16 protein-coding genes are annotated in these 24,624 nt (G+C 37.2%); 5 read left to right on the forward strand and 11 right to left on the reverse strand.

The window, feature by feature from the left end:
• Positions 1-93 precede the first annotated feature (93 nt).
• A complete protein-coding gene (locus IEV57_RS13205; RefSeq protein ID WP_188443516.1) occupies positions 94-1,761 on the reverse strand; it encodes an RluA family pseudouridine synthase in 1,668 nt (555 codons plus the stop codon).
• A 164-nt stretch (positions 1,762-1,925) separates the two neighbouring features.
• On the opposite strand from IEV57_RS13205, the gene IEV57_RS13210 reads away from it, so the two are divergent.
• Positions 1,926-4,214, forward strand: coding sequence for an acyl-CoA dehydrogenase family protein (locus IEV57_RS13210; protein ID WP_188443517.1), 2,289 nt, complete (start codon positions 1,926-1,928; stop codon positions 4,212-4,214).
• Between the two features lie 249 nt (positions 4,215-4,463).
• Here IEV57_RS13210 and IEV57_RS13215 read toward each other — a convergent pair whose 3' ends face one another.
• Positions 4,464-6,677 (reverse strand): S9 family peptidase, encoded by a 2,214-nt coding sequence (locus IEV57_RS13215; RefSeq protein WP_188443518.1) that lies wholly within the window; start codon positions 6,675-6,677, stop codon positions 4,464-4,466.
• A gap of 234 nt (positions 6,678-6,911) precedes the next feature.
• Here IEV57_RS13215 and IEV57_RS13220 point away from each other — a divergent pair, with 234 nt between their 5' ends.
• The gene (locus IEV57_RS13220; RefSeq protein ID WP_188443519.1) at positions 6,912-8,294 is read left to right on the forward strand and encodes a hypothetical protein; all 1,383 of its coding nucleotides are present in this window, start codon (positions 6,912-6,914) and stop codon (positions 8,292-8,294) included.
• 67 nt (positions 8,295-8,361) lie between these two features.
• Here IEV57_RS13220 and IEV57_RS13225 read toward each other — a convergent pair whose 3' ends face one another.
• The 7 genes from IEV57_RS13225 to IEV57_RS13255 all read right to left on the reverse strand — a co-directional run bounded on the left by IEV57_RS13225 (position 8,362) and on the right by IEV57_RS13255 (position 14,494).
• Complete coding sequence (locus IEV57_RS13225) at positions 8,362-8,595, reverse strand: hypothetical protein (RefSeq protein WP_188443520.1); 234 nt, start codon at positions 8,593-8,595, stop codon at positions 8,362-8,364.
• A 126-nt stretch (positions 8,596-8,721) separates the two neighbouring features.
• Positions 8,722-9,090: a DUF4174 domain-containing protein gene (locus IEV57_RS13230; protein ID WP_188443521.1), complete on the reverse strand. Its 369-nt coding sequence runs from the start codon at positions 9,088-9,090 to the stop codon at positions 8,722-8,724.
• Between the two features lie 69 nt (positions 9,091-9,159).
• Positions 9,160-10,416, reverse strand: a complete 1,257-nt coding sequence (locus tag IEV57_RS13235; RefSeq protein ID WP_188443522.1) for a metallophosphoesterase — start codon at positions 10,414-10,416, stop codon at positions 9,160-9,162.
• Positions 10,417-10,491: 75 nt separating this feature from the next.
• Complete coding sequence (locus IEV57_RS13240; RefSeq protein WP_188443523.1) at positions 10,492-11,340, reverse strand: transglutaminase family protein; 849 nt, start codon at positions 11,338-11,340, stop codon at positions 10,492-10,494.
• Entirely contained in the window at positions 11,337-12,083 is a 747-nt protein-coding gene (locus IEV57_RS13245; protein WP_188443524.1) for a proteasome-type protease, read from the reverse strand. Before IEV57_RS13245 ends, IEV57_RS13240 begins: the two co-directional genes overlap by 4 nt.
• Positions 12,080-13,060, reverse strand: coding sequence for an alpha-E domain-containing protein (locus IEV57_RS13250; RefSeq protein WP_188443525.1), 981 nt, complete (start codon positions 13,058-13,060; stop codon positions 12,080-12,082). The genes IEV57_RS13245 and IEV57_RS13250 overlap by 4 nt, the downstream gene beginning before the upstream one ends.
• 6 nt (positions 13,061-13,066) lie before the next feature.
• Positions 13,067-14,494, reverse strand: coding sequence for a circularly permuted type 2 ATP-grasp protein (locus tag IEV57_RS13255; protein WP_188443526.1), 1,428 nt, complete (start codon positions 14,492-14,494; stop codon positions 13,067-13,069).
• A gap of 384 nt (positions 14,495-14,878) precedes the next feature.
• On the opposite strand from IEV57_RS13255, the gene IEV57_RS13260 reads away from it, so the two are divergent.
• From IEV57_RS13260 to IEV57_RS13270, 3 genes are read left to right on the forward strand one after another with little or no spacing between them, the layout of a single operon-like run.
• On the forward strand, positions 14,879-19,501 hold the full coding sequence (locus IEV57_RS13260) for a hypothetical protein (protein WP_188443527.1): 4,623 nt from the start codon (positions 14,879-14,881) through the stop codon (positions 19,499-19,501).
• Positions 19,502-19,503: 2 nt separating this feature from the next.
• On the forward strand, positions 19,504-20,601 hold the full coding sequence (locus IEV57_RS13265) for a caspase family protein (protein ID WP_188443528.1): 1,098 nt from the start codon (positions 19,504-19,506) through the stop codon (positions 20,599-20,601).
• A complete protein-coding gene (locus IEV57_RS13270) occupies positions 20,549-21,691 on the forward strand; it encodes a caspase family protein (protein WP_188443529.1) in 1,143 nt (380 codons plus the stop codon). The genes IEV57_RS13265 and IEV57_RS13270 overlap by 53 nt, the downstream gene beginning before the upstream one ends.
• A 185-nt stretch (positions 21,692-21,876) precedes the next feature.
• Here IEV57_RS13270 and IEV57_RS13275 read toward each other — a convergent pair whose 3' ends face one another.
• The gene (locus IEV57_RS13275; protein ID WP_188443530.1) at positions 21,877-23,262 is read right to left on the reverse strand and encodes a TolC family protein; all 1,386 of its coding nucleotides are present in this window, start codon (positions 23,260-23,262) and stop codon (positions 21,877-21,879) included.
• Positions 23,262-24,614 (reverse strand): HlyD family secretion protein, encoded by a 1,353-nt coding sequence (locus IEV57_RS13280; protein ID WP_188443531.1) that lies wholly within the window; start codon positions 24,612-24,614, stop codon positions 23,262-23,264. Before IEV57_RS13280 ends, IEV57_RS13275 begins: the two co-directional genes overlap by 1 nt.
• Between the last annotated feature and the right edge of the window lie 10 nt (positions 24,615-24,624).

Below are 24,624 nucleotides of genomic sequence, written 5' to 3' on the forward strand. Positions count from 1 at the left end.
TTATCAATTGATCAGCTATCAATGAGCTGATATTGTCCGCTAGATGATGGCTGTTCAGGAGCGGATAATCATAGAGTCAAACATCGCTAAATCTTAAAACTCCGCCTGAACTTCAAACTCCATTCGTTCTTTACTGTCAGGATGCGTAAAAGCCAAAAACTCTGCATGCAAATGCAAACGATCTGCTTTTTTTCCATACAAATCATCACCCAAAATCGAAGCTCCCAATCCACTTGGGTGGGCAGCATGCATTCTCAATTGATGTGTTCTTCCTGTAATAGGAATAAATTGAATTCTAGTCAAGCCGTCCGACTCACTCAAAACTCTGAATTTGGTTTGTGAAGGTTTCCCATATTGATAACAGACCATCTGCTGTGGTCTATTGTCTAGGTCAACACGAATAGGCAAGTCTATAATCCCTTCTTTCTCCTTAATTTTACCATCCAATACGGCCACATAGCGCTTTTCAACAGTTCGCTTGATAAATTGAGCTTGAAGTTGCTGATGGGTGATTTTGTTTTTGGCAATAAGCATAATTCCCGAGGTGCTTTGATCTAAGCGATGAACCAATATCGCCTCAGGATGCTGTTCCAAAATTCTATTTTGGACCGAATCTGTTACGTTCTTTCCGGGAACAGACAGGAATTCCGCAGGTTTATGGACAATCATCAATACATCATCTTCAAAGATAATTTCGAGTTTCTTCCCTTCAGCAGGATTCTTCAAGAGTGGATTGTCCTCTACATCGATATCGGAAAGCATGTGTCCCAAGATCGGTAAACACTTACTACGACAGGCGGGATAAAATTCTCCATGTTTCCGAATCTCAGATTTTGGGGATTGTCCCCACCAGAATTCCGCCATCGTCACAGGCTTCAAATTATTCAAAAATGCATAATGCAATAATTTAGGAGCAGCACACTCACCAGCACCTGCCGGGATGGGTAGTTGAAGTTCCTCTGCAAATATTTCTCTCAAACTTTTCCATTTTTGACTGATATTCAAAAACTGATACTGATCGAAAATCTGTTGCTGAAGCTTATTTGACAAATCTTTCCTTTCTTGCTTGAGCTGTGGTAACTTTTCTTCGTAAACATTCAGCTTAGACTTCAACTCTTCCAGCTTTTCATCCCATTCTTTTACCAAAAGATTAAAAAAGTATTTGTTTTTCAGACTCTCTTCAACTTGCTCAGCAAGTAGCTTTTCATATTCGATCGCAGTCAAAGTTTGAGCAAGGTCTTTCTTTTTGGCTTTCCTCAATCTTCTCGCAGCATTGAGTTCCTCCTTCTTCAAAGCAAGCTCTTCAGAAGCTATTCTTTCAGTCTTCATCCATTCTTCTTTCAAAGAAATGTATTCCTGATCTGCTTCAATTACTTCAATCTCTTGATTGATTCCATTTACTATCAACTCTCCTTTTTTGAAAAATCCATCCTTTTTGAGGATATCAAATACAGGTGGGACAAAATAATCATGCTCATTGCTATCCGCAAGTTTCCCCGAAAATGCAGCTAAAAAGCCAAATTCTGAATGCTCATTTTGAACGACCAAAACACCAAACATCTTCCCAATCACCAAACCCGAATCAGCTGGATTTAAACCAAAATTATGTTTCCAGTCACTCTGATTTTGAAGATATACTTGAAGCTGTTCGGCTGCTTGGATAGCCAAAGGATGTGCTTCATAGTAAAAAGGATAAGTGAATTTTATTGGAATCTCTATTCCTGCAATGGGTTTGTGAAAAGGGATAAATCTATCGGACACTGAATATAATTTCTATTGGAAAACAAATGTAGGATGATAAATTGGTTTCTTCTAAAAATTCATAATTCTTAAGCAATATCAAACTTTGTATCATGTACTATCTCAATGAAATGAGAACCTATTCGTTTAAACTGAGTATATTTAAGTAAATCAATTTTAAACTTATGATTAACGCAGAAGAACTTCAAAAGAACCCAAAATTGTATATTTTTCTTCCTTTATATTACACCCTTTGGGCAGATAGTGTTTTGACGCCAACGGAGGTTTTGGAAATGCAAAAATTGATTGACAGTCAGAAATGGCTTCAAAATCACGAGAAAGAATGGCTTCTAAAAAACATCAATCCTGCTAAACCTCCAAAATCCAAGGAATTGAAATCTTGGAAGAATAAAATCAAAGAACTAAAACTGGAGAATTTAGAAGACCTTTCTCAGATTGGAATTGCTTTGGCAAAAAAGCATGACTCTTCAATACAAATCGAAAAAGCTATAATCGATGATTTCAAGGAAGCAGAATTAGCCTTAGGTTTATTAAGCAGAGAAGCAGGATACGCTTTCAAATCAGGACATCAAACTATCACCACAGCGCATAAAAAAGCCTATAATTTTGATATTGGCAAGATGACGGCACTTTTAGATGGTAATCAAGCTGATTTGATCAAGAAAGTAAAAGCTGTCATTACTGATCCATCATTTGCTTACAAAGAATATGATAGCTTACTGGAGCAAAGAGAGCAGGTATTGCAGTGGTGCAAAGATTTAGCTGATCAAGGTTTTGGGGCATGGGCTTTTCCAAAATATGCAAATGGAAAGGACGACATGGAAGGGTATTTCACCATCATGGAAACACTCTCTTACCATGATTTGAGTATGGTGATTAAGTTTGGTGTGCAGTTTGGCCTTTGGGGAATGAGTGTTTTTTTCTTGGGAACAGACAAGCATCATCAAAAATACCTCAAGGATATCGGAAGTCTTAAACTTCCTGGTTGCTTCGCTATGACTGAAACAGGTCACGGGTCAAACGTAAGAGGGCTGGAAACTACAGCAACTTATGATCACGATAAGAAAACTTTCATCATCCACACACCAAATCCTGATGCCAGAAAAGAGTATATAGGAAATGCTGCCTTGCATGGACAGATGGCTACCGTGTTTGCAAAATTGATCATCGATGGAGAGGATTATGGTGTCAATGCCTTTGTTGTGCCCTTACGAAATGTAGAAGGTGAAATGGTGCACGGTGTGAAAATCGAAGATTGCGGGAGGAAGATGGGTCTAAATGGCGTCGATAATGGCGTGATTTACTTCGACAATGTGGAAATCCCAAAGGAAAATATGTTGGATAAATTTGCTTCTGTAAACGAAGCAGGTGAATTTGAAAGCCCGATCAATTCAGATAACAGAAGATTTTTTACTATGCTTGGAACGCTTGTTGGTGGGCGAATTGGTATTCCTAGATCGGCTGTGTCAGCAACTAAAACAGGACTTACCATAGCCATCAGACATGCCGAAAAAAGAAAACAATTTGGTCCTGAGGGTGGAGAAGAAGTGCCTATCATGAATTATAGAATGCATCAAAGAAGGTTGATGCCACCTTTGGCTACTTCTTATGCGCTTCATTTTGCTCTCCGGTATCTTACTCAGCGTTTTCTCAAAAGAACAGAAGAAGAAGCTCAGGAAATCGAAGCATTGGCAGCTGGGTTGAAAGCATACGCTACCAGTTTCACCACTACTACTCTTCAAGAGTGTCGGGAAGCTTGCGGAGGAAAAGGCTACTTGTCTGAAAATAGAATCGATGCACTCAAAAACGATACTGATGTTTACACCACTTTTGAGGGCGACAATGTGGTCTTGATGCAGCTTGTTGCTAAGAATCGATTAACAGAATTTAGACAGGAGTTTGGCGACATGAATATGTTCACCATTTTCAATTATATCACCAATCAGGCGAAAACATCCATTACGGAAAAGAACCCACTTATCATCAGAAGTACCGATCAAACCCATTTGCTTGATATGGATTTTCATCTTAGTGCTTTCAAATACCGCGAAAGGGCGATTTTGTCAAGTGCGGCACAAAGGATCAAGAAGCATATTGACGATGGAATGGATTCTTTTGATGCCTTCAATGTGGTGCAGCATCATTTGGTCAATGTTGGTCAGGCCTATATTGAAAGGGTAATTTTAGAAGAGTTTCAAAAAGAGGTCATGGATACCAATGATGTTGAATGCAGAGATGCGCTATTACAACTTTGTCAACTATACGCACTTCATACAATCGAAAAAAATCGAGGTTGGTACCTCGAGCAAGGATATATGGAAGGAGTCAAAACCAAAGCAATAAGAAAGGAAGTCAATCAACTCTGCTGGGAAGTGCGGAAAAATGCTTTGGCACTGACAGATGCTTTTGATATTCCTGAAAGTTGTATCGCCGCTCCAATAGCAAGGTGTTAAATCCAACCCGAACACAAAAAAACCTGCTTCATTTAACTAAGAAGCAGGTTTTTCATTTTTTAAATATAAGTATACGTATATCCGCTTTCACAGCAGTAGCCATACAAAGTAGTTTATTTTAAAGTAATTGATTCACTAATTACTAATCGACTAATAACGCTCGTGCCCTGTGGCGGAAATAAGGTTATTCGCAAGATCATTTGTGATAAATATGCATACAGGTTTCATTGCGAATAATCATATTAGAAATTATTTATCATCTCCGTCCTTTTTCTCTTTATTAAAATGTTTTTCATAAAATTCAAAGACTCTGTTCCAGTGATCGTGAAAATCGCTTTCGTTTGAAGCAGCTCCTGCACCATGACCGCCATTGAGGTAGTTAACCCATACCACGTCTTTTCCTAATCGTCTCATGGCGTAATAAAGCTCTCTCGAGTTAGTTCCAGGTACGTTCCAATCACCTTCACCTGTCATGATCATGTGTGGAGTTTTGATCCGATCAGCATAAAGCACAGCTGTTGTCGCCAAATACTTCAAAGGTTCATCCCAAAGTGTTCCTCCTATCCTATCCTGTCCATATTCGGCAGCAGTATAATTTCTCGTTCCAATCTTAGGACTATCTCCCAAGAAACTCATGATGTTTACCTTTCCAGAAATATTGATCGCTGCTGCAAACCTGTCTGTCTGTGTGATCAATAATGAAGTTGCATAACCACCGTAACTTCCACCTTGAACACCCACTTTATCGTTGTCTACTTTTCCTTCGTCTACCAGTTTGTTGATCGCTGCAGTAATGCCTTTTACCCAAGCTTCACCGGGATAACCCATCTCTAAATCCACCGAAGGACGCAAAGCGAAATAACCTTGATTGGCAAATAAATTCATATTTCTATTGTAACCATTCGCAAAAAAACCTTCGTAAACTTCACATACCAAAGGGTATTTCTTTCCCTCTTCATAATCTACAGGGTAATATAAAATCCCCTTCAACTCTTTTCCATCTACATTTCTATAAGTTATTAACTCTGAACGGGTTAATTTCTTTTCGTTCATCCATGGATTCAAATTAGTCAGCGTTTGCATTTCATTGAAACTCCAATCTGTCACAACCACGTCTGAAGGCATATTCCCATCTGAAAGATTCAAAACCACTACCTCAGAATTTTTGGCAAACTGAACACCTGAATAAAGATTTTTATCTATTCGAATGTCTTCCATTTTCTGCTCGGCTAGGTCAAATTTCACAAAGCCTCTTTTCCATTCATTTTTATCACTGTAGCTGAAATACAGGTAGCGTTCGTCCTTTGACCAATTTTCAAAATTTAAGCTAGGAGCACTTTCTTTGTCTTTTGGAAATTCATAAACCATTTTTAAGTCCTCACCATTAGTATCTACCAACCAATATCCTTTATCAGAACTTAATAATAATTTTCCTTCCTGTGGACTCCAGGTCATGATTGAAAACTTCACTTCCTTTTTCTTTTCTTCATCGGAATAAGCTTTTCCTTTTGTCAAATTCTTAACATCATCAGTTCCTAGTGTTTGGATGTACACCTGACCCGAATCAACCCAGGCATACTTAGATTTCGAATCAGACCAATTGAAATTCCTTCTCTGCTTGTTCTTTTTATACAACAAATAAGTGGAATCAGGATTTGAAAGCATCTTGTAAGCGACTTGGTAATCCGCTCCTTCATTCCGAACGTAGGCAGTTTTGGTAGGGAGAGTTTCGCTGAAAATTAGATTTTGGCCATCTTCTGAAATATTTATCCCAGAGTAATTAGACTCTTCCAATAGCTTTACAGCAGCACCATTGTTCTTATTCACTTTGAGGATAGTAGTCAGACTGTTTGTATTCCTGATTTCATCCCACTTCAAAAACGGTTTGTTTCCATCATAAACGACAATTGGTCCTTTTGTCGCTTCATTGTATAGCGTCATGGCACGTTCCATCCATGAAGCTTCTCTTGCATTAACAATCACTGCCTCACTATCTGGAGTCCAAGTCAAAGACGAGTTTGCTAAAAGTGGCGTTCCAGAAATCTTGATTTCCTTCAATCTCTTTCTTTCCACATCGAAGTGCATCAAGTGCAAAGACTCCCCTTTTTGTTCTAAAAACACCAGCTCCTTGCTATTTGGCGCCCAAGAAATTGAAGTTACTTTGGCTGCATCTTTATAAGGCCTTATTTCTTCTAAAGTTGCTGTATGGATAATGACAAAATCTCCTGCCGAGACATTGACATAACTTGGATCTTGAAATCTAAAATGATCCACATCGAATCGGGCACTGCCATCAGCGATTAAGCCTGCTAGGTATTTCCCATCATCTGATAGATTTTGACTGCTGATAGACTTTACCTTAATGGCATCAGCTATCGTGAAGCGTGTTTTTTGTGCAAATACATCCACTTGAATAGATATAAGCAGCAAGAATATAAAACTAAAGGTGTAGCGTTTTTTCATAATAAACATTTTGTATGAAGGGAAAATAGAAATGATTTTCTTGAATTACTATCTCTTTTGTGATGAACCGTTTCATTTTCTTTTGACTGACAATTTTTTAAATATCATTTCTCCAAAAACTAAAATCAAATGAATTCGTAAAAATTTGTAGTTAAAATTTTAATTATCAGGTGAATTTCAACAGATTTAATTTGTAGCTTTAATCCTAATTCAATCATAATAAACATTTTAGTAATGACAAAAACTTTACAAAGCACTTTCTTCCTAAGCTTATTTTTATTGGTCTTTGGATTTCAAATTCAATCCTCAGCTCAGGGAATCTATACCGCTCGAGGATATTGGGAAGAGTCTAATAAGCAAACTTATAAGACCATCAAGCTCAAGCAAGCTGTGGGCGATTCTATTTCTGATGAAGAGATCTCTTATCTATTAGACTTCGAGGATTATCTCAATAATTACTACGCAAAGCTTTCTGAGTATGAAAAAGAAATTTATCAAAAAATGAAAGTTCAGTGGGATAGAGAATTAACTGCTCCTAAAAGAATCGAAACACAGCCTGAGGAATTTGAATGGAGAGGAATTGATCGAGCCGTAAGCGTTGGCTATGGTTTATATTATGGGGCAAGTCTGGTATCATTATTCGAGATAGACAATGCAGGAATAGTAGGGATTCCTTTAATAACAGGTGGTTTGTGGGCATTAGGTCCAATTATTAATCCAAAAAAATATGAAAATATTGATCGCTCTGTTGTTAGGGCGGGTAATGCTGGTAAATTTCTAGGTTTGATATATGGTGGTTCTCTGGGTTTGGTAGTGGCTGGAGGAAACTATCCTAACAATGAAGGGAAAGCAGCATTCATTATGTCTTCAGTTGGAAGTATAGCCTTAGGAGAGGTAGCTTTTCAAATGCAAAAAAACAGAAGATACTCAGATGGTCACATTGAAATTATGCGGCATCATGGTGTTTTAGGAGCGTTTTCAGGATTGTCTATAGCCGCTGCTGCCGATGGTGATACTGGAAGGCCATTTGGTATTGCATCAATACTTGGTACAACAGCTGGACTTGCCTTAGGAAACATGGCCTCAAAGAAATATCCCTATACTAGAGGCGATAGCAGGTATGCTACTAATATGAGTTCTGTCGGTGTCGGTTTCGGTTTCGCCATCTCGACTCAAATTGCTCAAAATGGTGGTGATCAAGTCTTACTTTTAGTCCCAGCTGGTATGGGAATTTTAGGAACATATATAGGTCAAAAAAATACACAAGGAGTTAATCTTACAGCAAGACAAGGCAGTACAATTAATTATGCTTCTGGTGGCGCGGCGCTTCTAGGTCTTGGGGTTACTGCTTTAGCCCAAAGTGATTCCCCAGTAGTAGTATTGGGTGTAGCCTCAGGCTTTGCTTTGATCACCCAAGAATATCTATTTGCAAAGTATAAGAAAGAAAATTTAAACTTCAATCTTTCCCGACAAAGCTTAAGCGGGGACATTAAATATTCTTTAAAGTTCCACCCAGAGAATTATATTCTCAATCAGCAGCTACAATCCAAAGCTACAATCATGAGTTCATACTCACAGCTTTCAACGCCGATTATCAACTTTAATCTGACCTTTTAAGAATATCAAAAAAACCAACCCACGTCTTTCAAGGATGTGGGTTAGTTTTATTTAATAGTAAATCAAATTACTTTTTCTCTTTTATTTCACTACTTCGAGGAATACCATTTTTCACACAACAATTGGAACAGGTAATAGCATCGGGATTCATTTTTTTGGCTTTTCTGAGAGCTTCTTCGCCATTATTGAATGGTCCTAGATAATCTCTTTCTAAAGGGTCGGGAATGTTTGAACAATCTCTTTCGTGTATTTGGTAAAAACCATCAGCATTACTCACTGAACTAAGATAAAAGAATTTCATATGGTAATTTTATAATTAGAAGCTAAAAGTATGTTCATAATCGATCAAAAAAAATACCTACTTGTAGGTATTTTTTGACTAATTAATGGATAGACAATATTTATTACTGCTAAAATTATATAAAAATTAATTATTTTTCTTTTCTGAAATCCGCATTGGCATGGAATCGATTGTCTTCATAATCAAAGTCCAATTCAACTCTCCTTCTCTTTTTAATTTTACTCCTCCATCCAAACCTAGTAAAACAAAACAATCTGTTTTGGAGCCCATCTTATATCTTTTTAAAAGCGCTTTTTGATAACTCTCTGAGAACCTAATCGGAATATTAGAATCAACGCTTTTTTCTTTGATAATGAAATAAGCGACTTTCCTGTCTTTCAACTCAGCCAACAAACTATCAGCAAATTCGAATTCACTTTTTTCATCTTGAGGAAAATATAAAACTAAACGATTTTTCCACTTGAAGTCGTCAAGTTTCCCCACTGTATCCTGCATGTTTAGTGAATTAAATAATAAGCTAATCAGAAGAATATTCATGATCAATAATCAAAAGGAAAACATGTACTAATTCACTTTCTTTCTCAATTCTATCACAGTAATTTCAGGCCAAATCCCAACTCTTCCCGAAAAAGCATGAAATCCGAATCCTTTATTGACATAGAGAAACCTACCCGCTTCTTCTACTAATCCTGCCCAATTTGGATATCGATATTGTACAGGACTCCATTTGAAAAGTGGCGTATCTATGCCAAACTGCATTCCATGAGTATGACCTGATAATGTCAAATGAATTTTATTCGGATTATTTTTCACCTCTTTATCCCAATGTGATGGGTCATGAGAAAGCAATATTTTAAAATCATCCTTTGCAGTTCCATCAATAGCCTTTTTAAGATCTCCCTTGGATTGGAAACCTACCCCCCAATTCTCCACTCCTATCAATGTGATCTCTTGACCATCTTTTTCTATCTTAATATGCTCATCAAGTAGCAGTCTATAGCCCAATTTCCGATGCTGATCTTTGAATTTTTTGAAATTCGCTTCCTTATCTGCAGCTGAGTTCCAACTCACATAATCCCCATAATCATGGTTCCCAATGATAGAAAACTGACCATAAGGAGCTTTTATTTGATTGAATATATCAATCATTGGTTCTATTTCATCCGCATGATGATTGACCAAGTCACCTGTAAAAACAAATAAATCTGAATTTTGCGCAATGGCTAGGTCCACACCCTTTTGAACTGCCTCATAGTTGGTAAAACTTCCTGAATGGATATCTGAAATCTGTGTGATAGTAAACCCATCAAAAGCTTCGGGTAAATCTTCAAAGTAGATAATTTCTTTCTGTACTTTGAAATTATATTTTCCTTTGGTGATGCCATACACAAAGCTTGTAAAGGGAATTATGGAGACAGTCAATGCCAAAACACTTAGCCACTTTACTCTTGAAGGAAATGTAGTTGCTTCTTTACCATTGAAAATGTAAGAAAATCCTGCTTGAGCATTTCTCACCAGGTCTTCTCCAAATAAAAAAACCACGCAAACCAATTGAGTAACCAATACTGTGAGGAATACATTGAGTACTTGTTGATTTTCGGTACTTATCTCTCGCTCTTGAAAAATCTGGTAAAATGTAAATACTACCCAAAGTGTGATTCCTATAAAAATCACCCAATAAAGAACAAATGAATAATTTCTAATTTTCACTGATTCAATATCTGCTAATAAGGTTTTTAAGGCCTGAAAAACATACCAATTAAGAAAAGTTGAAAATAGAAATATAACAATAAGGAAAATTATCCCACCGATTTGATTCATGTCAGTTTATCAATTAATGCTTTGATTATACATGAATCACTAAGGAATAGTTCGGAAAAGATTAATCTCTTGGCTTTATTCTTTCACTTCTTTGATAATCACCTCTGAAGTTAAATGGGAACTTCCTCCTCCACCATAGGTTCCGTAAATAGGGAGTGTATTTAGGGGATGAAAACTACATGCTAAAGGAATGTAATTCTGATCTGCAAAAAGACCTAAACTTGGGTCAAGTCCGATCCAACCTGCACCGGGAAGAAATACTTCAACCCATGCATGCAACTCGTGTCCCTCTTCCAATTCAGGATTGAAAGCATAGCCGCTGACAAAACGTGACGCAAGACCAACACTTCTCAGCATCTGAATCAATAACCAAGACAAATCCCTGCAAGAACCTTCCTTTTTTTCAAACATCTCCTCTACTGTCATCAAGCCTTCCTCCATCCTGATGATATGCTTCCAATCTCTGTGAATGTTGGCTACAAGAAGAGTTAAAAAAGAAATGAAATCTGAGCTTTGATTTATGCTACCTTGGACGTAAGGTTTTAGCTGTTCATTTCGCTCTTCCGTTTTGATAAACAAACGCAATGATTCTTCGAAAGCATCTGGATAAACAAAAAAATCAAAAGGGAAAACAACCTCTTTTTGAAGAATAAAATCGTAAGGATTATAATTTGATATTTCAAGCTCCAAACTTGACTTCACAACAAGCTCCGAAGTCTCCTCATCAAACCAAACTTGATAAAAAGGATTTCCTTCTGCATTGATCCGTTCATTTTTTCCAAGTGGATTTGGGGAAATATTAAGCTGAGAATCGAGGATTTTGATATAGCTTCTTTGCTGCGGAATCAAATACAAATCATGAGGATTCAGACTCACTTTTTCTTGATAAGTATATCGTGATAAGTGATCTATCTTCAATTTCATAAAAGTGCTTTTTCTGTAGGAGTATCCTTTTCAAAGGCTTTTTTTAAGACCTCAGCAGGAAGTTCTCTGATGGCTTCTCTCAGTCTTCCATTCCAAAATTCTGAAATATGTTCCAATTCTTGTTGATTGAACCTCTTTTCAATGATATTGTAAGTATCATTTTCCAAAATGACGGTATCGATTGGAAAATCAACATCATTGGCAGAAATCCTTGTTGCATCAAAAGAAAGGAAGGCACATTTCAAGGCATAGTCTAACGTTTCATCGTAAGACAAAGACCTTTTTAAAACAGGGTTTCCTCCTCCAGAATTGCCAATAATGACAAATGGTGTTCCTCTCCTAATTTCAATCCAATTACCCTGAGGATAAAGCAAGTATAACTTAGGAGATTTATCATGTTCCAATTGTCCCCCGATAATCGAAAATAAATTAAAAGAAAGTCCCGCTTCCTCAAGATGCTCTTTGTCTTCTTTAGCTACTCGCTTGATTTGATCCCCAAATTCATTAACAGCTTTGTAAAGCTTATTGAATTGATCGTCTCTCTCTTCTATAGTCTCTGAAAAATATGTTATTGCTTTGTCTCTTACAGAGCGCAGGCCAGATGTCATGATAAAGAAAGAATGCTTTTCCTTATTTACTGTATATACTTTTTTGGAAGTGGTGGTCTCGCTTCCAGATGTAATCCTAGTGTCTGAGAGACCTACAATTCCATATTTTGTTTTAATACCTAAGCAAAATGTCATTCTTGTTCGTTGATTTGAGATACAAAGTTATCCTTTATTCGAAAGAAATTGCCTTCTATCTCATTTGATATTTTATTAATCCTAAGCTGCATATCATCCAAATATTCATGCAATCCTGAGTTGATCACATCAGATACATCCGCAAATTCCAGCTTCGATCTGATCTCTCCTATGGATTTTTCAGCACTATTGGAATATCCTGAAGATGTTCCACCCGAAATCTTATGAAGACATTTTTCCGCTTCTACCAGACAGTAAAACATCGATCTAGGAAAATATTTATTCAAGACCAAAAACTCCACAACATTGGAAGAGTCGATGTTACCATAAATTCTTCTATAGGTATTGAATGCTGTAACTGACTTGAGCAAAGCCGTCCAATGTAAGAAGTCCAAAGGTGTGCCAATCATACTTGATGACGGTAAAATAATGTGATATTTGACATCCAGGATTCTGCTAGTTTTGTCAGCGCGCTCCAAATACATTCCTAGCTGCCGGAAATACCAGCCTTCTGTTCGAGCAACGGTACTTTCTGCCAATCCATAAAGCAATAAAATCTGGTTTTTAACCGATTCAAAGAAAATCCTCAAGTCTTCGGTTTTCCATTCTTTTTTTGTGGCTTTCTTATTTACAAAATGGTAGAGTTCATTCAGTTTCTCCCAGGTTTCTTTAGTCAAGTTTTCCCGAATAATCCTCGCATTTTCTCTCGCAAATTTAATGGAGGAGATGATTGAGTTTGAGTTTTCTGAATCAAAGGCTAAGAATTGAATCACATTGACGCGGTCGAAATCTACATTTTTTGTTTTGAACTGTTCGTGATCTCCTGTCGCCAATACCAAAGGCTCCCACTGCTCGCTCATGTCAGGCGGCAAATCCATGGATAAATTGATATTGACATCTATAAATCGGGCATAATTTTCGGCTCTTTCCAAATACCTTCCCAACCAATATATCGAATTCGCTACTCTACTTAACATATCTTCTTAATTATATAAAACCCATGTATCCTTACTGCCCCCACCTTGAGAGCTATTGACTACCAGTGAGCCTTTTTTCAAAGCCACACGTGTCAGTGCACCAGGAATCACCTCAATCTCTTCTCCATACAAAATGTATGGTCTAAGATCAACATGACGTCCTTCCATCCCCTCATCGGTCAAAGTAGGTACTGTGGAAAGTGAAAGCGTCGGTTGAGCTATGTAATTCGTTGGGTTATTTTTAATCAATTCTCTGAATTTCGCATGCTCTTCGGCATCTGCTTTGGGACCGATAAGCATCCCGTAACCACCCGCAGCATTGGTTTCTTTGACAACAAGCTTCTCTATGTTTTCTAGCACATAGTCCCTATCCTTTTTCTCTCTACATAGATATGTAGGCACATTATTGAGAATAGGTTCTTCGTCTAAATAATACTTAATAATTCTCGGCACGTAGGCATAAACTGCCTTGTCGTCTGCAACTCCTGTTCCTGGCGCGTTTGCAAAAGCAATATTACCAGCTTTATAAGCTTCAAAAACACCCGGTATCCCTAACATAGAATCAGGATTGAAGGCCAAAGGATCTAAAAATGTATCATCTATTCTTCTATACAACACATCTATTTGTTCTAACCCTTTTGTGGTTTGCATAAATACTTTTTTATTCTTCACTACCAAATCTACTCCAGAAACAAGCTCTACTCCCATTTGCAATGCCAAGTAAGAGTGCTCAAAATAAGCTGAATTATATATCCCCGGTGTCAAAACACCCACCACAGGCTTTTCTTTATTAGACAAATATTGAAGCATTTTGAGCAATTTCGCTGGATAATCAGAAACTGGCATGACACCGAGCGAATTAAAAAGTTCTGGATAGGCTCTTTTGATAATCTCTCTACTTTCCAGCATATAAGAAACACCCGATGGACATCTCAAATTATCCTCTAAAATATAGTATTCCCCATTTTTGTCACGAACCAAGTCTGTTCCAGTAATATGGCACCAAATGCCTTTTGGAGGAGTGAGTCCAATACAAGGTTTAAGGTAGTCTTTGCTATTTAAAATTAAATCCTCTGGAACAACACCATCTTTAAGGATTTTCCTTTCATTATAAATGTCTTGAAGGAAAAGATTAAGCGCATGAATACGCTGCTTCAAACCAGCCTCAAGGAGTTTCCATTCTGAATTAGGAATAATTCGTGGCAAGATATCTAAATGCAGAATCTTTTCAGTTCCTTGATTGTCATGATAGACATTGAAAGTCATCCCCATGGCAACTTGTGTCTTGTTTGCCGTAAATTGGAGCTGAGCCATTTTCTTTGCACTGGTCTTTTTGACTAAACTCAAAAACGAGTTGTAATGTGTTCGACAAGTTCCATCATCTTTGAACATCTCATCATAGTTACCATTTATTTGGTAAGCATTAATATCCATAAAGTATCGTTTAATAGGTTAAAAACTAATAAAAATTAATCTAAATAAAAAATAACAAACTCGCAATATTTAACTCATTATAATACCATTTTTATATAAAAAGATCAGTTTATTCAAAAATTTTTAAAATTTTTTACGGTTTAGATATTTTCTTAAAATAGGCTCAAAGGATGATAACATTTTAACATTCAAAAAGTGTGATCCGATCTCAGGGCAGCAAAAGGATCTAAGCCCAAAACCAATTATTTGACAGATAATTAATTGAATTTTTAATAACCGATTCTCTGACTTAAATTTTTACTTAAAAAGCATATTTTTTATTTATTTTATCTATTAATTTACCTATTTTAGGTGCCAAATATCATTTTAAACCAAATACTACATATGAATCTTTTATTAAAAATGAGGTTTGTTTTTTCTGAACCTGAAATTCTAACTGAAAATCTAAAAGTTTACTTTTATGATGAAAACAGAAAACTAATTACTGGAAATGGTCAATTGATAGATCAAAACGGCTTTCTGACTATCAATGAAGAGTTTATCAGATTGATCAGCTATTTTCCTTACCCCCTTTTAGTTAAGCGTGGCAATGCCAATATTGTATCAGTTCTAATTCCATCAAAAGATACGTTTGAAAAATGTTTAGGAAAGGATAAAACGTCTAATTTCTCACCTATTCTTAGATTCAATGTAGATCTTAAAAATAATCATACGCATATAGATTTCGAAAAAGACACCAGAGTCAACGAAGTCAATCAACCTGTCGAATTAGCTCCTATAAAACCTGCAAGAAATCTCGAAAGTTTACAAGTAGCACCTGTTTCAATGGAAGCAATTCAAGATAGAAGAGTTGAAAAAGAAAATACAGATCATGTAGTCAAACTACCAGCTTCTGTGGATAGACAGTTAAAAGGAAAAGTTATTGAATCAAATGGTACTTCACTGAAAAATATACCATTTGTCATTTATGTTGAAGAAAAGAACGATACTGGAACCAAAGACATTAAGCTCCAGCCACTGCTCTCAGGTACAACAGATCAATTGGGAACATTCAATGTAAAGGTACCTAATAAAGTTTATCAGGCAGCATTTGCAACGGTTGGAAATGCAGTAAATGATTTTCTAGAGATCATCCTTGAAGAAGGCAGATTTCCTCTTTTTACGCTTTTGATGTCTAGCATCCTTCATAATGATGATCCTGTATCTCATCAAGATGATGACGATTGTGAATGTCATGGTAGTGCATCCACGCCAACCAATACACTTCCAGACATGGAAGACTTGGTGAGTGGTGAATCACAGTATCAACAAGATATAGGTGGATCTTGTGTCAATTTCACAACACCTAACCGCGCTCTAGAGGAATTTACCTATCATTCTGTCGTGAGACTTTCAGATCCAGAAGTAATGAATGCTCCAGGATACATTGAAAGTCTAGAAGGCAAAATCAGACAATTAGAAAGAGCCATTGAAGAAGCTCAAAAAAATGACAATTTGCAAGGTGATACAGGTAGCCAGCTCAAAAGCACAGGTGGTTCTGGCAGGAATGTAACTTTACCAAGTTATTTTATTACAGAAATCACCAATTTATTGAATCTTATCAACACGGGTAATTTCCCTAATTTCAGAAACACCCAAAACAAAACAAGATATCAATTACTGGAAGACGTATTTGCTTCTATTATAAACAATGCTCAATCACGAGAGCCATTGAGTCCTCAAATCAGAACTTCTGTCACCAATCATTTTTCAAGCTGCTTCCCTGAGGCATCAAGCGGAAAATTAAGAGAAAGTCAACTTATTGATTATTTTAATTTCACAAACACACAATCTTGGCTTTGTGTCCAAGCAAAATTAAATCATTTTATCACATTACAAACCAATTTCAGAAGTAGTTCATCAACTTCTACTCCCACCCCCACTCCTACGGCGAATGACCCTATAAGTCCGGCGACAGACCATTCGATTATGAATCTTGAATGGATGCAGGCAGAACTTCAAAGACTTCGTCAAACTAGGGAAAGAGCTTTGAGTAGAAACCACCTTGGACTATCAAGATCCGAGATATCAATTGAAAATCAGATTCAATGGGACTCTCCCCTTCCGTTGGTACAGCCTGCTAGCATTGCACATGGCCATTTGCTTCATTTTAGGCAGGTTTGGAAAGCACATGGGTACAGTATGGGGGATTTGCTCTATTCATTACCGCTTGCACCTGGTCAGCAGAAGCAAATCGCCATTCATGATTGGGATAGAAGGGACACCGCTAGCCGAAGTGAAATCCAAAGTGTAAAAGAATCATTATCAAATAGCTTTTCCCAAGATAGAGACATCAATGAAATTGTAAGATCAAATTTACAAGAAAACATTGAGGCAAGTAGCTCTGCCAAAACAAAAGGATTTTCTGCTGGTGGTGGCTCCGCAACGAGTGCTGCCGCAGCCGTCCCTATTGGCGGTATACCTGTGAATCTAAAGGTAGGTTTCAGTGGTGGTGTAAGCGGCGGGAGAAGCTCTGCGAGCTCTGATGCTTCCCAGACATCTAGCCGAAACCTCTCAGCAAGCAATATGCAAAGCATACGTGAAAAAACGATGCAAAATGCCTCTTCCCTCAGGTCACAAAGAAGCACGGTCATCACTACTGTATCTCAAAGTGAAACTACAACAGTCACTACTGAAAGCGTTGGCAATTACAACCATTGTCACGCCATCACGATTCAGTATTTTGAGGTATTGAGACACCTTGCTGTGTATAACGAGCTAGTGGATGTACAAGAATGCTTATTTATTCCACTTACTATCACTTTATTTGATGATGCGAAAATAGTGCGTTGGGCAGATTTACTCAAGCCTGCACTTCGCGCTCCTGCATATCAATACGGCAAGCTTCTAGAGGGATTTGACTCTGTCAGGAGATTCTATGAAATAAATTCCCTAGGAAGACCCTCTTCTGAAGTTTACTACAATCGGCCTTCGGCAAGATACTGTGATGAAGATATCGTCAAGATATCGGGAAACTTTAGAATAAAGATTCAATTCACCTGCCCTACCAAGGCTCTAGTTCCAATGGACGATGCCCTAGCTCAGAGATACGAGCGGATTGCTAATGGAAACAATAGCATGGGTTTAGTCAATATTCCTCCTAGTTTATTCATAGACCAAGATGTAGATAGAGCAAACTGGAGAGCCAAATTAGGTTTCATTTCAGAAATCGAAGACATCAGAATAAAAGTCAACAATGCTTTTGACCAAGATCGTGAGCGTGTATTTTTTGAAGAAATCCAAAAGGTAAATGCCATTGGCCAGTTTGCCGCTAGCATAAAAATATTCATTAGCACGCCAAATCACGAGGAAATTCCTGCGAGAATATCATTAACAAGGAGAAGTAATGTCCGCACAGGGGTAAGAAATGGTGAGCCACCTATCTTTGATTTTACTTTTACCAGTGTATCTAATGTCAGCATTGCTAAGAGAGTAGATATTCTTTCATTTGGCATCACCGCTGACCATGCAGACACATTGCCAGATGGCAGCAGACTAATCGTGGATCATATCAAAGCAAATTATGAATCTGACTATCTAAGTGCTCAGCTTTGTGATGCAAGACCTTCAGCAGATTTGACCTTGGGTTCGGTATCTGTAAGAACACCAATGACAGAAAGCGAAATGGTCTCCCCAAGAGCTGAAGATCTGAGAAATAGAAATGAACTTCTTGACCATATCAATAGCAATATTGAATATTATCACAAAGCTATCTGGGTACAAATGGATCCCGACAGAAGACTCATGCTATTGGAAGGGTTCAAAGTGGAAGTACCACCACGGGAAAACCCAGCCTACAGACCTGGAAATGGTGAGCCACAGTATCTATTTGGAGACGATCCCAACCAGAAAAATATGATCAGCCTAGCCTCAGTCATTGAAAACAGACTTATAGGAATAGCTGGAAACTCACTTATTATGCCAGTAGCAAAAGGCCATAACCTCAATCCATATTTCAGAAATATTAATGATGAAGTAGAAATCGACGGTAAAAAAGTATCTAGACTTATGCTTCACTATATGCCTGAAAAAGGATTCAAAGAGACTCCATTCAGAATTTCTATTCCTACAAAAGGGGTATTTGCGGAAGCTGTCATGGGTGCATGTAACTCTTGTGAAAAAATAGACAATACCAGATATTGGGAATGGGACAAGCCAATTCCAAATAGCCCTACAGCTATACAACCTGTGTCTATGGATTCAAGGAAATCAGAAAATTGGGATATTCTCAAGCCAAGCGGCATGTCAGAATCAATGATTTCGCAAATGACTCCTCAAAACTATGCTTTGCCTAATGCGCTTGCAGAAGCTTTGAAGAATGTTACATCAAAAGACGTATTTAACAACCTTACAGGCTTAGATCAAAATCAGAAAAATGCAATAGAAGCGCTCAAGCTACAAACAAATGCAGCTGTAGAGTATGCGAAAACCGCCGCTGATCTAGCCAAATCAGCTGAAATTCCTAAAAATGCCGATCTAGTCGCAGAATCTATAAGACGAAATGTGAAAGATCCTGAAAAGGCAGAAAAGCTAGTAGAAGATTATTACAAAAATCTCATCGGCGAGCAAAAGGGAAAAGATAGCAAAGGTAATAATGACATTCCAAAAAGGATTGTAGATAGACTTCTCGGTAGTGAAAATGGAGGTAAAATAAATATCAAAAACCCTGATGGATCATCAGTATCTGCCGAATTTCCTACTCATGATGCTAAGAAACCTTCAAAACCGAAAGAGGAATCAGAGGGAAGCCCTGATTCAGCAAACCAAAAAAAATCAGCAGTAACAGACAATACAGAGGATGTCAATCTTAATGATCCAAAGATTATTGAAGCAAGAGAGGAAATAGATTCAAATTTAAGTCAGATTAGTCCATTCCTTCATAGTTTCCTTAGTCCGTTCATTACAGAACAGCAGGACAGCAGCACAGGTCCTGGCCAAAGTATTGATCCAAACGACTCAAATGATTAATTATGGCAGTTGTGAAAAGAAATGGATTGAATAGCCCGAAAGGATTCGGGCTATTCATTGGAATCAATGATTTCAAATCCTTAGACTCACTATTCAAGTGTGAGAGAGATGCTGACTACTGGTCCAAAGGCTTGAAAAAAATGGGTTACAAAACCTCCATAGTCTTAAAGTCAAAAGATGCAACCCTAGAGCGGATTATATCATCAATCTTCCTATTGGCCGATCTCGCTATCTCAGGAGATATCGTCACAATTACATTTTCTACACATGGAGCGGTTTCCCTTGATAAAAAAAATATAACAAGTATTTTCAGTAGTGACTGTAAAATCTTCAATGAAAAAGTCTTCTACGTTCTCCTCAAGGCCTTCAAGCCCTTAGTGAGAATTGTAGTCGTATCTGATACTTGTCATTCAGGGACTTTTGTAGAACCAAAAGGATATCCATCCATTAGCGATCCAGAATTAAAAACGATCAAGGGTTATATGACCAATTGGCCTACTCAAATGAAAGATCGGTTGGATAAACTTTTGACTGAATTCAACAAAACTAAACTCACTTCATGTGTAGGACATATCGCCTCAGGTGCAGATAGGCACGTAGTGTACGATGGTATACTCGTGGATCAGATTGAAGAAAGATTCAAAAAATACACTTTTACATTTCACAACATCACAGAATTCACTAGCGAGATCAACAACCAATTTAGAAAACACAACAAATCACAAGTTCAGTCTTATGCTTTCCAACTAGCTACCTATGGTGCCACCAACCCCTTGATTAAGGAGTACTTGTTACAACAGCTTGAGAAGTACCAAAAAGAAGACCTAAATGAGCTGATAGCTAGAAATAGGAATTCCCCAAATTTCATGTTTCACTTCTTCAAAAAGTTGGAAACTTTGTCTGATAGCTACAATGATAAAAAAAACAAAATTAAGTTTGATAAATTCCTTAAAGGATGGCGTGATTTCTATGAAGCAACTCACCTTGGAGCTCCATTCGTAAACTTTGCAGGAGTTCCTGTCGACGCTTTCAAAGCACAGTGGATATTTGGTATCTACAGTTATTATTTTATTTCAGAAGCAAGTTCAAAACTTAAATAATTTAAACTTAGTAAAAATGGCTCTAGAATCAACAAATAGAAAACCAAAGGCCTATGCACTTTGTGTAGGTAAAAACGAATTTATTTTTGATAAAAGTTTAAGAAAAGCTGTAAGGGATGCTAAATATTGGGAAAGAGAGTTTTTGAGGAGATTCAAATATGACTTAGTTATTACATTGACTGAAAATGAAACACGATACCAACTGTTTATTGCAGCAATTTGGCAACTCGCCAATTTAGCAAAATCAGGAGATGTAGTCGCTATTACAATAGCCACTCATGGAGAAATCAAACAAGGTATCAATTCCTTTACTATTACTCCAAATGTGAAAATTTCAGAAGATGAATTCTATTTCTTATTGAAAGCTTTCAAACCAGGTGTCCGTGTTTTTGTCCTTACAGATATCTGCCACGGAGGCACTTTTGTCGAACCAAACAATAATAGAGAGGCTCAAGGAAATTTTGTGAATAGAGTTCTTGATATAATAAAACATGAAGCTGCATGGGATCTGCCTAAAGTGGAAGCTATGCTGAAAAATCAGTGTGATATTCCAATTACTGCATCTATAGCTCACCTTTCATCATCAGCAGATAATAATCAGATTGTAGACGGCATCTTGGTGGATTTAATCGTATCCGAATTCTGGATCTATGGTTATACTTTAGATTGGTATACTTTTGAAGGTTTCAGAGATGAAATTGCAAAACTGTACGAATCCCGACTAAAAACTGATGAAATAGGATTTGCTGAAACAATAACTGAAAGCACTAAGCATTGCAGCGCTTATTCAAAAGTAATAAAAGATTTTGTAGTCAAGTATAAATTTGCTTCTCTAAAATCTTTAATTGTTCACATAGCAAAAAGCCAAAATAAATCATTACTAAAAGATCTTTATATTGAACTAATTACCAATATTCATTTACTGAGTGCTTACCCTAATGAAAGTAAAGAGGAGACTCAAGAAAACTTAAAAAATGTTATTCAAAATATTGTTAGTTGGTACTCTCTGATTGAAACTAATGCGCCAATTATCAATTATGCAGGTGTTCCCACAGATGATTTCAAAAATAAATACATCTTTCAAAAATAAAAAAGAGGCTATCAGTGTAAATATGCTGATAGCCTTATACCTTAACCGACTTCCTTTAAACCTTCAATTGCTACAAAAAAAATTTCTATATACCTCCTAAAAGTATATTCAGTTCTGAATTACCTGAAAATCTTTATACCTCTGTATTTGAACAAACTATTAGCCCAAAAATTATTTTTCCAGCATTACTGATCAAAGCCCAATCCTGCAGCATTAAGCATTTGGACATAGGCGATTTTTCTTTTTGCTGCAAGGTCATTGAGGATCAGTCTTCCATCGAGAACACTCACTTCACGGGCATTGATCAAGAACAATGAGCTTTCTCCAATTTGAAATCTTGTTTGTTCTCCTTCTAGTAAGCGTTCCAACCCTGAAATATTCGCATTATAAACTGCTAATTGTTGTTGCAGTGTTTGAAATTGGTTGATTTCTGCTTCAAGTTTGGCTCGAAGTTGAACAAATTTCAAATCTCTATCATTCTGTTTGAAATCAATTTTTGCTTTTGTCAACCCTAACCCTCCTCTTTCTTTCCTTAATAGAAGGGGGGTCTTGATAGTAAATCCCCATTTATAGTTGTTCTCAAAAAAAGGAGACTCATTAAATTGACCAATTGACTCTGTTAAGAAATTATAATTCACTTTTACTATCGGCTTAAGCTGCTCTGCTTTCCACCTTCGTTCGATATCTAAAGAGGCTAACTCAAAATCAGTTAATCTAAGCAAGGGATGATCCCCAACAAGACCTCTCAATGAATTCTGATCATAATCCAAAGTAGTCTCTTCCAACACATTTTGAGGAAAAGTGGTCATTGCGATGTTCATAGGATTATCTTCCTCATCCCAAAGGAATGTTTCTAGCTCTTGTGACGCTTTAAAGTAAGCAATCTGAGCCGACTGAAACCTATATACTCGATTCAGAACTTGAGTATATGCTTCTATTGTATCAATGGCTGGTAAATCTCCTTGGATAAAACTAGTTTTAACCCCTTCAAATCGAATTTCTGCTAGTTCAACACTTTCTTCAAGAATCTTCATGTTTTGATAAGCAGCACCCCAAAACCAATATGCAGCTGATGCATCAAGGTACAGATCATTTAGAATCTGTTGTCTTTCCGTTTGGGTTACTTCAAGATAAATCTCTGCTTGTCGCAGAGCCACTCTTCTTTTATCTATTAATAGACCTTGACCCAGATTTACTGATGCTCCGGCTGCTATCAAACCATTATTTGGTACAGTTCGCTCAGGATTGAGGTATGTACCTGAGTTTTGCTCAAAAACTCCCTTCAGCTCTACCCCTGCTATAGTCGGTATTAATAGACCTCCCTCTCTTTTGTCATAATATTCAGTATCGCTAAACTGTTTATTGTCATAGTTACCGAACAGCATGGGGTCAAAACCTCCTCTCGCAATACGCATTTCTTGCTCACCAAACTGCAAATTTATATCAGCTTGCTTGGCTACAGGATGATAATATCTAACCCAATCCAAAAACTGCTCATAGCGCAACTCCTCTTGACCTAACGTAGGGAAAGCAAACAATAAACCTAAACAAGCCAGTATTAAATACTTCATTATATTTTTTCTTTATTGGCCTTCTTCTCTTTTCTAGTATAGTAATCTGCTGGGAATCCATTAAGTTGTCGCCATATTTCATACCATATAGGCACATCATTCAATAAAGCGATACCATCTGCTCCAGACCCAATTTTCAATGCATAAGGCCATGGATCTTCCTCAGGATCTTCTACTACGATTACTCGATATTTATTGTTTTCTCCTGCAAAATTATCGATTGCTTTCACTTTGCCACCAAATGTACCATTTGAGAACTGTGGCCAACCTGAGAATACAATGGCAGGCCAACCATCAAATATAAAGCGAACCTTATTTCCTGGTCTTAATAGAGGTAAATCTACTGGTTCAACATACATTTCTACGGCCAGTTGAGCATCTGCCGGCAAAATACTGATGATCTCTGCTCCTTCTTTGATTGTTTCCCCAATACCTACTTGAATAGCTTGGGTAATATATCCATCTTGAGGAGCTAAAATATGCCTGTATCCTGTTCGGAATTGATAATTGGTAAATTGATTTTCCAATTTTGTAGCAGTAGCTTCAGCATCATATTGAGCCGATAAAGCTGAATATTTCTCAGACTCTGCTTTGGCCATTCTGTCTCTAAAATCATTATCAATAGCGTTCAATTCAATTTGTGCTGCTATTAATTCATTTTTAGAACTCAATAGACTGTTTTCAGCAGAAATCAAACCGGCTTTTACTTCCTGAAACCTTAATTTTCTACTTTCAAAATCCGTCAAAGATCTTAATCCATCTTCAAAAAGCTTTTCTGCTCTATCCAGTTGCTGCTGTCCTACTTGAAAATTAACCTTTGATTGTTCGAATCGAATACTATCAGATTGAACCTTCAGTTCTGCCATCCTCAATCGATTTTCAGCTTGCTCTTTTCTAAGTGCATTGTTTGCTAAAAGGGCCGATACCTGAATTTCCTGAGCTAATACTTTTTGTTCATAAGATTTTGCGGAAAGTATTTTCGCATCTACCTGAAGCTGAGTCCGCTCTAAAAGTTGAGGATCAAAATACTCATCTTTAATTTCCGATATCAAAAGAATAGTATCTCCCTTTGTCACATAATCTCCTTCGGACACATACCATTTTTCAATCCTTCCAGCAAGTACTGAATGAACTGTTTGCGGTCTTTGATCTGGCCTCAAAGCTGTCACATAACCATTGGATCTTACATTCTGAGTCCATGGTAGAAATATGAATAATATCATTCCTAGCATAAACCACAGAAGAACTCTAATCCTCTGTTTGCTTTCATCTGTAGGCTTAGTCATCGAAAAACTCTTGAAGCCTTCAAAAGAAACTCCTTTTTCAATATTGTTTTTTGAAATGTTCAACATAACTCCTAAA

The sequence above is a fragment of the Belliella aquatica genome (assembly GCF_014637795.1).
Lineage (GTDB): Bacteria > Bacteroidota > Bacteroidia > Cytophagales > Cyclobacteriaceae > Belliella > Belliella aquatica.

Bases quoted from the DNA above. Each gene is read 5' to 3' on its own strand.
- IEV57_RS13250 (WP_188443525.1), bottom strand. From the start codon at position 13,060: ATGTTAAGTAGAGTAGCGAATTCGATATATTGGTTGGGAAGGTATTTG.
- IEV57_RS13240 (WP_188443523.1), bottom strand. From the start codon at position 11,340: ATGAAATTGAAGATAGATCACTTATCACGATATACTTATCAAGAAAAA.
- IEV57_RS13215 (WP_188443518.1), bottom strand. From the start codon at position 6,677: ATGAAAAAACGCTACACCTTTAGTTTTATATTCTTGCTGCTTATATCT.
- IEV57_RS13260 (WP_188443527.1), top strand. From the start codon at position 14,879: ATGAATCTTTTATTAAAAATGAGGTTTGTTTTTTCTGAACCTGAAATT.
- IEV57_RS13220 (WP_188443519.1), top strand. From the start codon at position 6,912: ATGACAAAAACTTTACAAAGCACTTTCTTCCTAAGCTTATTTTTATTG.
- IEV57_RS13265 (WP_188443528.1), top strand. From the start codon at position 19,504: ATGGCAGTTGTGAAAAGAAATGGATTGAATAGCCCGAAAGGATTCGGG.
- IEV57_RS13275 (WP_188443530.1), bottom strand. From the start codon at position 23,262: ATGAAGTATTTAATACTGGCTTGTTTAGGTTTATTGTTTGCTTTCCCT.
- IEV57_RS13280 (WP_188443531.1), bottom strand. From the start codon at position 24,614: ATGTTGAACATTTCAAAAAACAATATTGAAAAAGGAGTTTCTTTTGAA.
- IEV57_RS13210 (WP_188443517.1), top strand. From the start codon at position 1,926: ATGATTAACGCAGAAGAACTTCAAAAGAACCCAAAATTGTATATTTTT.
- IEV57_RS13255 (WP_188443526.1), bottom strand. From the start codon at position 14,494: ATGGATATTAATGCTTACCAAATAAATGGTAACTATGATGAGATGTTC.
- IEV57_RS13245 (WP_188443524.1), bottom strand. From the start codon at position 12,083: ATGACATTTTGCTTAGGTATTAAAACAAAATATGGAATTGTAGGTCTC.
- IEV57_RS13230 (WP_188443521.1), bottom strand. From the start codon at position 9,090: ATGCAGGATACAGTGGGGAAACTTGACGACTTCAAGTGGAAAAATCGT.
- IEV57_RS13225 (WP_188443520.1), bottom strand. From the start codon at position 8,595: ATGAAATTCTTTTATCTTAGTTCAGTGAGTAATGCTGATGGTTTTTAC.
- IEV57_RS13235 (WP_188443522.1), bottom strand. From the start codon at position 10,416: ATGAATCAAATCGGTGGGATAATTTTCCTTATTGTTATATTTCTATTT.